At 47.5% G+C, this 13544-nt stretch carries 9 protein-coding genes; 3 read left to right on the top strand and 6 right to left on the bottom strand.

Annotated elements, in window-relative coordinates; all coding sequences use genetic code 11:
• Positions 1-10: 10 nt before the first annotated feature.
• From BUB38_RS10055 to BUB38_RS10080, 6 genes are all read right to left on the bottom strand, one after another.
• Positions 11-940 carry an alpha-E domain-containing protein gene (locus BUB38_RS10055; RefSeq protein WP_073160140.1) on the bottom strand — a complete coding sequence of 310 codons (930 nt, stop codon included), beginning with the start codon at positions 938-940 and terminating at the stop codon, positions 11-13.
• Between the two features lie 169 nt (positions 941-1109).
• Positions 1110-2600, bottom strand: coding sequence for a circularly permuted type 2 ATP-grasp protein (locus BUB38_RS10060; RefSeq protein ID WP_073160142.1), 1491 nt, complete (start codon positions 2598-2600; stop codon positions 1110-1112).
• 57 nt (positions 2601-2657) lie between these two features.
• Positions 2658-3533, bottom strand: coding sequence for a transglutaminase family protein (locus BUB38_RS10065; protein ID WP_073160144.1), 876 nt, complete (start codon positions 3531-3533; stop codon positions 2658-2660).
• A gap of 1 nt (position 3534) precedes the next feature.
• Positions 3535-5946 carry a circularly permuted type 2 ATP-grasp protein gene (locus BUB38_RS10070; protein ID WP_254794936.1) on the bottom strand — a complete coding sequence of 804 codons (2412 nt, stop codon included), beginning with the start codon at positions 5944-5946 and terminating at the stop codon, positions 3535-3537.
• A 361-nt stretch (positions 5947-6307) separates the two neighbouring features.
• A complete protein-coding gene (locus BUB38_RS10075; RefSeq protein ID WP_073160148.1) occupies positions 6308-6994 on the bottom strand; it encodes a hypothetical protein in 687 nt (228 codons plus the stop codon).
• Entirely contained in the window at positions 6981-8336 is a 1356-nt protein-coding gene (locus BUB38_RS10080; RefSeq protein WP_139258395.1) for an AAA family ATPase, read from the bottom strand. Before BUB38_RS10080 ends, BUB38_RS10075 begins: the two co-directional genes overlap by 14 nt.
• Before the next feature lie 232 nt (positions 8337-8568).
• Between BUB38_RS10080 and BUB38_RS10085 the strand changes: the two genes are divergently transcribed.
• Genes BUB38_RS10085 through BUB38_RS10095 form a run of 3 tightly spaced genes read left to right on the top strand, consistent with a single transcriptional unit; the run spans position 8569 to position 13540 of the window.
• Positions 8569-9420, top strand: a complete 852-nt coding sequence (locus BUB38_RS10085; RefSeq protein ID WP_073160151.1) for a GIY-YIG nuclease family protein — start codon at positions 8569-8571, stop codon at positions 9418-9420.
• Positions 9421-9424: 4 nt separating this feature from the next.
• Positions 9425-12136, top strand: coding sequence for a type I restriction endonuclease subunit R (locus tag BUB38_RS10090; protein ID WP_073160153.1), 2712 nt, complete (start codon positions 9425-9427; stop codon positions 12134-12136).
• Positions 12137-12139: 3 nt separating this feature from the next.
• The gene (locus BUB38_RS10095; RefSeq protein WP_073160154.1) at positions 12140-13540 is read left to right on the top strand and encodes a type I restriction-modification system subunit M; all 1401 of its coding nucleotides are present in this window, start codon (positions 12140-12142) and stop codon (positions 13538-13540) included.
• Positions 13541-13544 lie beyond the last annotated feature (4 nt).

Below are 13544 nucleotides of genomic sequence, written 5' to 3' on the forward strand. Positions count from 1 at the left end.
GCTGTGTGGATCAGCAGAAAAAATCCTTCCAGATCTGAGTGCCTAATTCGCTAAGTCTGATTTGAGTCCGTTCGATTTCTTCGTGAAGACCCTTCCGGATAATTTCCTCGATGGTGGTGAAGGCCACATCGGAGCGGAGCTTTCCTAAAAGGCGAATGGATTCTGCGTTGCTCTTTACGGGGAAGGCGATGTTCTTCAGACAGATTTCAGCCTGTTCCAGACAATAGCGCAGGGAACGTGGGAAGTCTTCTGTCAAAAGCAGGAATTCCGTTACGTTGTATGGCGTTACGTTGGAATTACGACGGTGGAACATTTCGTATGCACCGACGCTTTTTAGAACGGCATTCCACTGCACCGTATCCATGGCCATGCCCACCATGCTCACATCCGGAAGGAGGATGTAGTATTTTACATCCAGAATTCGGGAAGTCTGGTCGGCTCGTTCCAACATGGTTCCCAGGCGGGCGAAATTCCAGGCGACATCGTGGCTCATGGTGCCCTGAATGATACCTACCGTCAGCTGGCTGAATTCCTTCACGCTGCTGTAAAAGGCATGGGGGGAAGCCAATGCCTGCTGGGACATTTCAGGATCGTTCAGTTTCAGGTAGAACTGATTGATGGCAATCCATAGTTCCGAAGAAATTCTTTCGCGGACGCAGCGGGCATTTTCGCGGGCGGCAGCCACGCAGGAAATAATGCTGCTGGGATTTTCCTTGTCGAAGGTAAGGAACGTCAGGGCGTTTTCAATGGAAACGTGGGCGTACTTCTTGAAAAAATCGTCAGCGTTTCCTGCGGTCTGGATTACAGGTTCCCAGGGGCGTTCTTCGCCGGGCAAGTCCAGCTGAAGCTGGAGATTGACATCGATACTTCGGGCCACATTTTCGGCACGTTCAATATAGCGGGCAAGCCAATAAATGGAATTTGCAACTCTACTAAGCATAAATTTTCCTAAAAGGTTTGAGGTTTGAGGTCGCTCAGCTTTGTTTCGCTTTTGGGTCGCACCATTCTGGTGCTTTGGGGTTAGAGAATCGCGGCTACGCCGCCTTTGTCTAGCTCTAGGGGCGTAAGCCCCGACCTCATAGCTGAAAGCCTTACGCAGTAAGGCGCGCTCACTGCTGTTGTTGTTGTTCCATCCATTGTCTGGCTTGTCCCAACTCTGGGGCCTTTTCGTTTTCGGCGATGACCCAGGTGTCCTTGCAGCCGCCACCTTGTGAGCTGTTCACCACGATGGAACCTTTGCGGAGTGCCACGCGGGTAAGGCCACCGGGGAGAATGTAGGTGTCCTTGCCTTGCACGATGTAGGGGCGCAAATCCACATGGCGACCTTCAAAACCGCCGTCCACAATGCAGGGGACGCGACTGAGTGAAATCATGGGCTGTGCGATATAGTTACGGGGATTGGCCTTGATCTTTTCCTTGAAAGCTTCGCACTCTTCCTTAGTGGACTTAGGGCCTACAAGCATGCCGTAACCACCGGATTCGCTGGCGGCCTTCACCACCATGTTTTCGATATGGTCGATGACGTGCTGCATATGCTTGGGGTTTTCGCAGACGAAAGTAGGTACGTTGGGGATAATGGCTTCTTCTTCCAGGTAGTACTTGATAATCTGCGGTACATAAGTATATATAGCCTTGTCATCGGCAACACCGCAACCCGGCGCATTGGCCAGTGCCACGTTACCCGCCTTGTAGGCTTCCATCAAACCGGGAACACCCAGGCAGGAATCGGGGCGGAAAACTTGCGGGTCCAGGAATTCATCATCAACACGACGATAAATTACATGAACTTGTTTTAGGCCGCGAGTGGTTCGTGCATACACCTTTTTGTCTTGCACTACCAAGTCATCGCCGGTCACCAAGTCCACACCCATTTGCTGTGCCAGGAAGGAATGTTCGTAGTAGGCGGAATTGTAGATGCCGGGGGTCAGCACCACAACCTTCGGGGTTTCAACGCCTTCGGCCAGGTATTCCAGGGCATGGCGGAGACGCGTGCAGTATTCGTCTACCGGTCGGATGGAACAGTGAGTGAAAACCTGGGGGAAGGTGCGCTTCAGAATCTGGCGGTTCTGCAACACGTAGGACACGCCGCTGGGGCAGCGCATGTTATCTTCCAGAACATAGAAGGTGCCGTCGGTATCGCGAACCAGGTCGGTACCGGTAATGTGGGCCCAGATTCCCTTGGGCGGCACGAAGCCTTCCATCTGGGGGCGGTAAGCGGTGCATGTGTTGATGAGACTTTCGGGGACAACCTTGTCGCGCAAAATCTTGCGGTCGTTGTAGATGTCTGTCAAAAAGCAGTTCAACGCTTCGGTACGCTGCTTAAGACCTGCTTCCAGATGTTTCCAGTCGGCGGCACTGACGATACGGGGGATGACATCGAAGGGGATGATCTTGTCCTTACCATCCTTGTTGCCATACACGGCGAAAGTGATGCCGTTGTCGTAGAAGGCTGATTCTGCAACTTTCTGACGACGCTGCAGTTCTCCTTCGGGGAGTTCGTTGATGCGGCTGATCAACGGTTCTGCCGCCGGACGGGGAGTTCCATCGGGAAGGCAGAGCTCATCGTAAAAGCCCTCGGTATTGTAGTTTCCAAATTTCATGTTCTGTTTTCCTTGTGTGTTTTTTAGGTACGAGGCTTCTGGTTCCAGGTACGAGGTTTATTTCTCGTCTACGTTTACGGCTACTTTCAAGGTGTGATCGCCGCCGCCCGTAATGACGCCCTTTAGGGGGCTTACGTCACCGAAGTCTCTTCCCCAGGCGAGGATGATGTGTTCCTCGCCGCCCAGCACATTGTTGGTGGGGTCCAGTTCCACCCAACCGTGGCCGGGAATGTAGGTGCTTGCCCAGGCATGTGTGGCGTCGGCGCCTACAAGTTTTGGCTGACCCTCGGGCGGGTGGGTTCGCAGGTAACCGCTTACATAGCGGCACGGCAAATGCAGTGACCTTAGGCAACCAATCATCAAGTGGGCGAAATCCTGACAGACGCCTTTGCGCCCGCGAAGAATTTCTTGGGGTTGTGCGCCGATTCTTGTGGCACCGGGAGTGTACTTGCAATCCGTGTAGATGCGGGTCATCAGTTCCTTGGCGGCGTCAAAAATTGGGCGGCCCGGTTCAAAACTTTCCAGCGCGTAGTTCTTGACAGATTCGTCGAAGTTGGCGAAGGGCGAAGTGTAGGCGTACATGGCCGCGTCCAGAATTTCATCGTTGTTTGGACGTTCCAGAATTTTTGCCACTTCTTCCCAGGGCATGGTTTCTCCGGCTTTGGGCGGTTCCTCTTCACGGACTTCTACAACGCCTGTGGTGTTGAATCTGAAATGAGTGTGTTCTTCTTCAACGCTAAAGGCGAGAACGCGGTTTCCGAAAATGTCCAACCTTTCCTGGCGTGCCGTAGGATTGGGTTCCACTTCGATATTGTGGCTAATCCAATTCTGCCGGCTGACCATGCGGGGGAGCATATGGGCCAGGTGATTGCTGTAGAGAACGGGCAGATGGTAATCGTAAACTGTTTCGTGATCGATCTGATATACAGGCATTTTAAACCTCCGACACTTCTGTGGTTGTGGCGTGAATAACTCCTGCGCGAGGAGCGTGGTTCAAGTAGAGCCTGCTTATGATTTCTGCGATATGTTCTACATTCTTTATTTGTTCGTCAACTAGTCTTGTTAAGTTCTCCCTTTGATATCCGATAGTTCCTGCTAACGATTCGATGTTCGCCAGACGAAGATCCGTAAGGACTCGCATCAATTCAAGATCCAGAGGCGAGAAGGCGGCTTCTCCCTGGAGGTTTCCTGGCAGGTGTTCCGTTTCTTCACGCAGGCGTGCAATCTGATAGGCGACGCTTCGCGGATTTGATTCGTCAGACAACAGCAAATCCAATACCGGCACCACTTGCAAACGGCCGCCGTAGCGACGGTGGTAAGTCATGAGACCGTCACCAATTTCAAGTACGGCCTGCAACAGGCGCAGGTTTGCAATTTCTTCGGCGGGGGCCGTAGACAGCAGACTTTTAATCAGCTGTAAGGTGCGAATGGCGCATTCTATCTGTCGACCGATTTCTAGGAATCGCCATTCGTGGCCGCGCGTCATGGAGTCCGCTGCGAGCCCGGCCACGGCAGCACTGTCTGATAAGACTGCCTTTAGGTAAGGCAACAGTGATGCTGCACCTGCCCCCGCCGGCATTTCTGCAACACCGAATCCGTTCAGGTAAAGCCATAGATCTTCAGAAATTCTGTCTCGCAACTGAACAGCCAGATCGCGAATTTCTGTCAGTACACATTGCATCCCGTTATGGTTATCCTTTCTCAGGATGAAGTAGCGCAATGCGTTTTCCGGATCCTGTGCCATTCTCGCCAGGGATTCATCGGAAAGGCCTGCTTTCAGAATCCAGGGAAGTTCCGGCATTTCTGTCCAGGATTCATCAGACAGTCGCACTGCAATTCCTCTTGCAATACGAGCCATCATGTTGGAAGCGGACAGGTCCCGGCCGAGGCGATACAAATTCTCAGCAGCGCGGCTGGGCAAATCACCGCCTGCTCGAGAAGGTGTAATGGCCTGGTCGGCCGGGGCCAGGAGAGAGAAGTGGGCAACAGGTCTTTCGGAAAGCACCCAGATGTCCTTTTCTCCAACATCGCGTTCAAGGATGTGGGCCTTTGAAATGCTTGCTGCGGCGCTGTTTGCCAAGTTCTTGTCGATGAACTGGAAGATCCCCAGTCCGCCGGGCATTACGGAAGTTTCCTTTGCTGTGTTTACGGCAAAGAACCTCATCAGCGAAACGGCCGGTTCAATGCTTGCGGAACTGCTGACATCGCCTGGACGGTGTGCTAGAACTGTTGCCAAGTCTACGGACTTTTCGGCGACCCATTGTTCCGGCGAATTTTCGATAGCCTGCAACAGCGCAAGCTGCGCCGTTGTGGTCATGGAAGCGTATGCCTTGGGCTCCGGCTCCTTGAAATTTCCAGCGTCCCTAAAGGCTTTCTTGAAAATCCACTTTTCGGGTTCTGCAAGAACACGATCTATATCGTTAGCGTTTCCAAGCCAGACGGTTTCCACATCCTTCAGGAGCAATTCTTCTCCGAGAAGTTCCTTGCAAATCTCCGGGAGGAAGGGCTTGAACATAGGCGTTTCTAAAACACCTGTTCCAAGGAAGTTTCCGATGGCCACGTTCCCTGCGCGTACGGTGCTGATCAGGCCCACTGCCCCTTCGCCACTATCAATGCGAAGTTCCAGCGGATCGCACATGCCATCTTCGACACGACGGAAAATGGTACCGATTTTTTTCAGCCCCATCAAGGTCTTCATGTAGACTTGCAAATTTCGTACGGCCAAGTCGTCGTTTTCGACCAGGGGGATTCCCAAGTAGCGGGCCAGCATGGCATCTTCGGCACGACGGGGGTTGTCCGGCCCCGAGGCCAGAAGCACAACCTTTCCACTGTCGCCTCGAGGATCTTGGGCGTTAATATCCTCGTGCATGGCGTCTAAACCATCCAGCAACTTCTTGAAGAAACCTGCCAGACGTTCCGTACGCATGCTGCGGAATAATTCCGGGAATGCGCGGCTGACGCCAATGCGGTTTTCCAGGGCGCGGCCTAAACCTTCGGGCACTTGCAAATGGTCTGCGATGGCGACGAAGGAGCCGTCTTCGAGGCGGGCCACATCTGTTGAGGATAGATTCACGAAGATGCCGCCGGCGGGTTTTACCTTCCAGGCCACTTGCATAAAGTCCGGATTGGAGAACAACAATGCGGCTGGCAACTTGCCCTTTTTCCACAAAGTCTGATCGCCGTAAATGTCATGGGCCAAGGCGTTAAAAAGCCTGGCTCTCTGAGCAACGCCTGCTTCCAGGATGCTCCATTCCTCAGACGAAATCACCAAGGGAATGGGGTCGGTACCCTTGTGGCTGCCGCTGGAACTGGACGAAAGATCGTTCTCGTCCAGAACGTTATGCAAGCGCCTACAACGGTGCTCGAACTCCTCCTTCGACAATGCCGAAAGGGATTTGATAAATGAGTTTTCTGATTCCACACAGTTCATACCCCTGCAGATGCAAAAGCCGTGCCAAAGTCTGTGATGTTTCGATGAAATTGAAAAAGCGCCTAGCCTAAACGCCCCAAGCTTGCTGAACAAATTGCTTTTAAGACATTTTCCGACAAATTTTTCGTTTTTGACGAGTTGGTAATTTTATCGTAAGAATTATGTAGATACAATTCTTGTTTATTTTACAATTTTTGTTTGTAAAATGAGGCTAGCGGTCGAGCTATACTCGCTTCGCTCTCCGTGCCTTGTCGATGAAGGCCATCAGACTATTTTATTACTTGTCAAAGAATACGTGAAAATTCGACCAACGTTCCAGAGAATGTGTGCCCTCGTTGATAAATTTCCAAGAGTCTTCGTAATTCCCTGGCGCTGCGAATCCGCCGGAGCGCAGGTGTTCGACAAAATCTTTAGGCCTGTCCGCATAGAAATCGTCAAACTGTTCTGCAAGGGTCATCTTTTCTGCCGAAGAAAGTTCGCGACTCTCGTTGTGTAGCGAGTGTTCCATGTTTCTTGAAAAATAGAACATCTTGTAAGGTTTCTTGCTGATTTCGCTTTTCCCTCGAAGAATGCTCACAAAACTTTTCTTTTGGGCGTTCCTTTTCAATATGGACTCGACGTTGGCAGTCTGGATTGAGTTTTCTGTGTACTCAACGTGTGCTGCTTCGCTTTTTTCCACTACAGCGGTATTTGGAACGAAGGCTCCGTCAGTGTCAATCAGATGGACGACGCTGTACAAGTCGGAAGACTTGAACGCATTCTTCTGCAGGGCTACTTTCACAATTGCGTTTACCCTATTTACAACATTGCTTGGGGTCACGCTGTTATTAGTTGTAATATCGCCATCGGTCATGGCAAAACGCACGGTCTCGCTGTTGAGCAAGTTGGTCAATACGTTACCAAGGGCGGTCTGGTCGGTTATGCCCTCGACAATGAACAAAATGACCTTCTTAGTTTTTGCCATCGTTCATCTTCCCTGCTTTTCTAAATGCTCTATCAATCTTGAAATGACTCGTTTCCTGGTAGATTTCTTCCTTCTGGCCACCCAAGCTAATGCTACGCAGATAAACATTGCGCGGATTATTGTTTGTCTGAATTCCTGATAGGCGAATATAACGATTGGAAGCGTTGGTCGTCGTAAAAATCAATGAATCCTTCTTGATCATTTCAAGAGGGCGAAGGTTGTGGGATGTGAACAGCAAACGACCCTTTGCCTTTTCGTCAACGATGTTCAGGATTTCTCCTAAAAGGTACTCGTAAATTCCTGCGTCCATTTCGTCAACAGCAAGGCACATGGCGGGGTTGTTGTACACGGAAATCAAAATGCTCAAGATGGAAATAATCTTTTTTACGCCTTCTGATTCGTAACGAAGAGGGATGGCATCTGCATCTCCCTTTTTTGAAAGGAGCTCGAACCGCACCCCCTCGGATCCATCTTGCGTTTGCTGGGGTCCCTCGTTTTTGACAATCACGTTGAGACCAGGCACAATCTCCTGGAGGACCACGTTCATTTCGTTGAGAGAGTTTTCAATCAACTGAAACAGTTGCTTGGGGAAAACCGTCGGATTGATTAGTGAAATACCGATATTGCCGTAAGTTAAGTTCTTGCCTTCTTCGTGCCTGAAATTAAATGGGAACGAGAAATCGAGGCTGTAGGGACCGTTACCGTTGTTCTTGATGACAAAAAGATTGGCTTGTGCGAATGCCCTGATCTTATCGGCAATTTCCAGCTTCTTTACAGGACTGTTGGCCATGGACTTTACAAAATTTGCCAGGTCGGCAGAAAATAACAGAGAACGATGTTCCCTGGAGGTCATTTCCTTAAGCACCTCTAATTTTACGGACGATTCCTTTGTAGAGGAGGCGAACTCCCAATCTGCGGTGGGTGTAATCCATTTTTCTTGTTGTGATTTGTCTATGCATACAACTGTGGATTTGCTTCGTTTTCCGGATTGCTTCTCTGAAATCTGTTCATAGCAAACTTCTACACCGCCCAATGAACTATGTTGGATTCGGAAAACATATTCCACCAGGCTTTCAACGACTCCTTCTCCGTTGTTCAACTCAAAAGTCAGGGCGCATTCCGCATAGGGCTTGCCACACATGATCAGATTCTCGACAAAAGGAGGAAGAACTTCGCCTCTAGCGACCGCCTGGAATATCTCCAGTGCATCAACAAGGGCGGTCTTACCGGAACCATTCTGGCCATAGACCCCAAGAATGTTGTTCTTGAAATCAACGGAACCAGAAACTACGTTCTTGAAGTTAACGAGAGTAATAGACTTGATTTGAATAAACGGAGTCATAAGAATATTGAAAATCTGATTAAAACTATACAAAATGTATAAATTTTATCTAAAAATTTCAAATTTTTGTTTGAGGAAAAGTAAAAAAATAATACAAATTGTATTTGTTTTTGTTCTTTGGCTGTTTTTTCTCTAAAAACGCAATGCTAGCCCGCAATCCTTAATGACCAATTCAAAAAAGAGAGTATATTTATATCGTTATTGATAAATTTACGAGAGTGGAACTAAAGTCATGAGTGCAAAAAACGCCTTCACTATCCACACCGAATTGATAGATGGAACTCTTTTTGGTGCTAGAAACATCTATATGGGTGCAAATTCGACTTGCCACTTGTACGTCATCCCCCGTGAAGAGATTAACATCGCTAATAGTATAGCTGATATTGCTGGTCAACCGGCATTTTACATTTTACTTGGTGATGCCAACGCTTTGAAGCCCGAAGCATACATCGGTCAGACAACGGATTTTGCAAACCGTAAAAATGACCATGTCCAGAAGAAAGACTTTTGGAAGACAGCTCTAGTGTTTATCTCTGACAATCACAAGATATATGGTGATGATGTAAAATACTTAGAACATCTTGGAATTGAGTCAGCTCAAAGTGCTGATTCTTTTACTCTCTTAAATGGAGCAAATCCCCGTAAGCCAAATATTGCTCCCTTCCGAGTCAATGACATGGAGGTATTCTTCCGTGATATACAATTGCTCACTCGTTTCTATGGCTGCGGTATTTTTGACGTTCCTGTTGCAAAGCCTCAATCCAAACATTTATTCTATGTGCGTGCAACCGATCGCCCTGCGGAAGGAATTGGCTATTACGATGAAAACGCAAAACAGTTTGTTCTTGTCAAGGGCTGTATAATTGCAAATGGTGTCGTGGCGAGCTACAAGCCTAAGACCGCTCGTGAAAAGTTTATCAAAGAACACTGCAAGACAGACAAAGGTCAGATTGTTCTGCAAAGCGATGTACCTATAGAAAGTCCAAGTGGTGCTAGTGGAATAGTCCTTGGTCGTCCAAGTAATGGCTGGGATGACTGGAAGGATTCGGACGGCAATAAGCTAGGAAACATTGTAAAACGATAGTAATATGACTCCCGAAGAACGAGCTAGGGTCAAGATAGACCAAATGTTTGAGGATGCCGGCTGGCAGGTTGTTGATAGAGATTTCTATTCACCAACAATTAGCGCTGCGGCTATCCGAGAAGGACTCCTTAAAGGTAATCATGAAGCAGACTACTTTCTGTTTATCAACGGAAAGGCTATTGGCGTACTTGAGGCAAAACGCAAAGAGGTTGATGTCTCCTCTAGCAAGGTTTGCGAGCAGACTGCAATGTATGTTTGCGGAGTGCCAGAATATTATCAAACATGGCAACGTCCTCTCCCTTTTGGTTATCAGTCAAATGGTGAAGAAACCTACTTCCGAGATTTTAGGGATAAGGATGGCAGTCTAAAACTTCTTAACCGCATCCATACTCCTAAAGAACTAACAAAAATGATGGGCATAGAAGACCCTTATGCGGGTCTTCCAACGCTAAAGAAGAAAGGTCTACGAGACTGTCAGTTTGAAGCAATTACAGAATTGGAAAAGTCTTTCCGTGCCGGGCAGAATAAAGCACTGATGGTGTTGGCTACTGGTTCCGGTAAGACATATACAGCTTGCTTGGCTTCGTACAGATTCCTGGCGTATACTCCAATGAGGCGCATCCTTTTCCTTGTTGACCGAAATAATCTTGGGAAACAGGCGGAAGGAGAGTTCGGAATGTTCCGACTCACAGAAACGGGAGATCCGTTCAACACGATTTTTACCGTCAATCGTTTGAAATCTGCCAAGATTCCAAGTGACAGCAATGTGGTGATATCTACTATTCAGCGTCTGTTTTCCTTGCTGAAGGGCGAAGACATTACAGATACTGATGATGAGGATGACAATAACGATACGATTGTAGAACTTCCCGAAAATCCGACACTTCCAAAAGATTTCTTTGACGTTATTATCATAGACGAATGCCATCGCAGTATTTATGGAAACTGGAAGAAAGTTCTTGACTACTTTACAACAGCCAAGATGATTGGTCTTACTGCAACTCCTGTTCCTGAGACCATGGCGTTCTTCAACAACAATCGCATTGTCAATTATACGCTAGAAAAGAGTATTGTTGATGGAGTAAACGTAGATTGCCGAATCTATCGCATTAAAACAGAGATTACAGAGAATGGCGGTGCAATTAGGCAAGGTGACAAGCTACGTGTTGAAACTCGGTACACAGGTAAGGTTGAAACTGTAAATCAAAAAGAGACGAAACAATACTCTAAGGAAGAACTGAACCGAAGTGTCATTAACCCGGCTCAAATCAAACTTATTCTTGAGACTTATCGAGACAGTGTCTATACAGAAATGTTCACAGACCCGCAACGTGAACCAAACATGGATTATCTGCCAAAGACGTTGATTTTCGCGTTAAATGAAGCTCATGCTACAAACATCATGAACATTGCCAAGGAGGTGTTCGGGCATACTGGCGAGAATGATCCGTTCGTTCAAAAGATAACCTACAGTGCAGGCGATAGTAATGAACTGATACGCCATTTCCGCAACGACAAGGAATTCCGCATTGCTGTAACTTGTACCCTTGTGGCTACAGGTACAGATGTAAAACCTTTGGAAGTGGTCATGTTCATGCGCGATGTGCAGTCACTTCCTCTTTATGTTCAGATGAAGGGACGAGGGGTTCGCACTATCGGTGATGAGCAGTTGCGCAATGTTACACCGAATGCTTTCTCTAAAGATTGCTTCTACCTAGTTGATGCAGTGGGTGTAACTGAACATGAAATGTACATCCCATCTGTTAGTTCCGAAGAAGAACAAAAGGAAACTGTTTCTTTCAAGATTCTGCTCGAACTGATAACGCACGGCAATGTGACTGACACGTACTTGAGAATGTTAGCCTCTCGTCTCGCTCGTATATACAACAAGTGTGATGATGAACAGCGAAAAAAGTTTACGGATCTGGCTCTACTAGACATGAAGGAGCTTTCATCCGCCATCTTTACGGCTATTGACCAGCAGCTATTACCTCCATTTGAGGACATTAATCAACCGAATAGCGAACGCAAGTGTTTGGTCGGTTGTATTATCAATCATCCTGAGGTACGCCAATATCTGCTTACTCTCAATGCCGGTTTTGTTGAAATTCTGATGCCGGGCGAAGACAATCTTATAAGCAAGGGTTTCTCTATTGAAGATGCCAAGGATACAACCGAATCTTTTGAAAAGTATTGTAATGAGCATCGTGATGATATTGAGGCTTTGCGAATCATTTGGAACAATGATGGTGAACCGCTCACATACGCGGTACTGAAGGATTTGGAAAATAAACTGAAGATGGCTAACAACCGATTCTCGGCAAGCCGTCTTTGGAATTCCTATTCGTTGATAACACCCAGGGATGTGCGCAAACATTCTACTAAAGAAGAACGTTCTGCGATGACAAACATCATTCAGCTTGTCCGTTATGCGTTCCATCAGATTGAGAAGTTGGACAGCGTTTATGCAACGGCTCAACAGTATTTCAATCTTTGGTGCGGCCAACGTAACAACGAAAAAACTCCCAAACAAATTGATGTTATGCGACAGGTTGTTGACTATGTGGCAAGCAATGGAGCAGTAACAATCAAAGACATAAGGGAAGACGACAATACACGTGCAGCTCAGCTTATCCAAGCTTTTGGCGGAATGGAACCTGCTACAAACGCTCTTCTCAGTTTGTATAAATTCGTAGTTTATAGAAAGACAGCATAAAAAATGGCGACAAATACAGAATCATCACTCACTAAGAAAGTCTGGACACTTGCAACAACTTTGGCAGGTCAAGGCATCGGCTTTACTGATTATATCACACAGCTCACTTATCTTCTTTTCTTGAAGATGGACAACGAGAACACCGAAATGTTCGGTGAAAACTCAGCGATACCAGAAGGTTTCCGCTGGTCAGACCTCATTGAATTAGATGGTCTTGACCTCATTGCTCAATATGAGTCAACATTGAAGAAACTTAGTGAGGAAGAGAACCTTATTGGTACTATCTTCGTGAAGGCCCAGAATAAAATTGACAAGCCAGTCTATTTGAAGAAAGTCATCTCCATGATCAATGAAGAACAATGGCTTGTCATGGATGGAGATGTAAAGGGAGCCATCTACGAAAGCATTCTTGAAAAGAATGGTCAGGATAAAAAATCTGGTGCAGGCCAGTACTTCACCCCTCGTTCGCTCATTCAGGCTATGGTTGATGTGGCACAGCCAAAGATTGGCGAGACTGTCTGCGACCCAGCATGTGGTACTGGCGGATTCTTGCTTGCTGCATACGACTACATGAAAAATCAGAGTCAGGACAAGGCTAAACGAAAATTCCTTCGTGATAAGGCTTTGCATGGCTTCGATAATACCGCACTTGTTGTTACCCTTGCTTCAATGAACCTCTATTTGCACGGTATTGGAACAGATCGTAGCCCAATTCTTTGCCAAGACTCGTTGGAGAAAGCCCCTGATACTCTTGTTGATGTTATCCTGGCCAACCCTCCCTTTGGAACCCGTCCGGCGGGTTCCGTAGATATTGACCGTCAGGACTTTTATGTTGAGACAAAGAATAATCAGCTAAACTTCCTTCAGCATATCATGGTGATGTTGAAGAATACGGGCCGTGCGGCAGTGGTTTTGCCTGATAACGTACTCTTTGAAGGTGGAGCCGGTGAAACAATCCGCAAGGAACTTCTGAAGAACTTCAATCTGCATACAATCCTTCGTTTGCCCACAGGCATCTTCTATGCCCAGGGAGTCAAGGCTAACGTGCTGTTTTTCCAGAAGGGAACTCCGACCAAGAATGTGTGGTATTACGACTACCGAACAGGTGTCAAGCATACCCTGGCGACAAAGCCCATGCAGCGTCAGCACCTTGACGATTTCGTGAAGTGCTACAATGCTGGTGATATTAGCCAGCGTACAGAAACAGAACGATTCAAATGCTACCCTGTAGATGAATTGCTTTCTCGAGACAAGACGAGCCTTGACATCACGTGGATTAAGCAAACCGACGATGACGAAGATGTTTCGCTCGGTGAAATAATCTCCATTATGGAAGAAAAGAGTCTGAACATAGCCAATGCAGTGGCTTGTCTCAAGGAACTCATGTCAGGCATTGAAGAATAACGAA

It is taken from the genome of Fibrobacter sp. UWH5, from assembly GCF_900142505.1.
In the GTDB taxonomy this organism is placed as follows: Bacteria; Fibrobacterota; Fibrobacteria; order Fibrobacterales; family Fibrobacteraceae; genus Fibrobacter.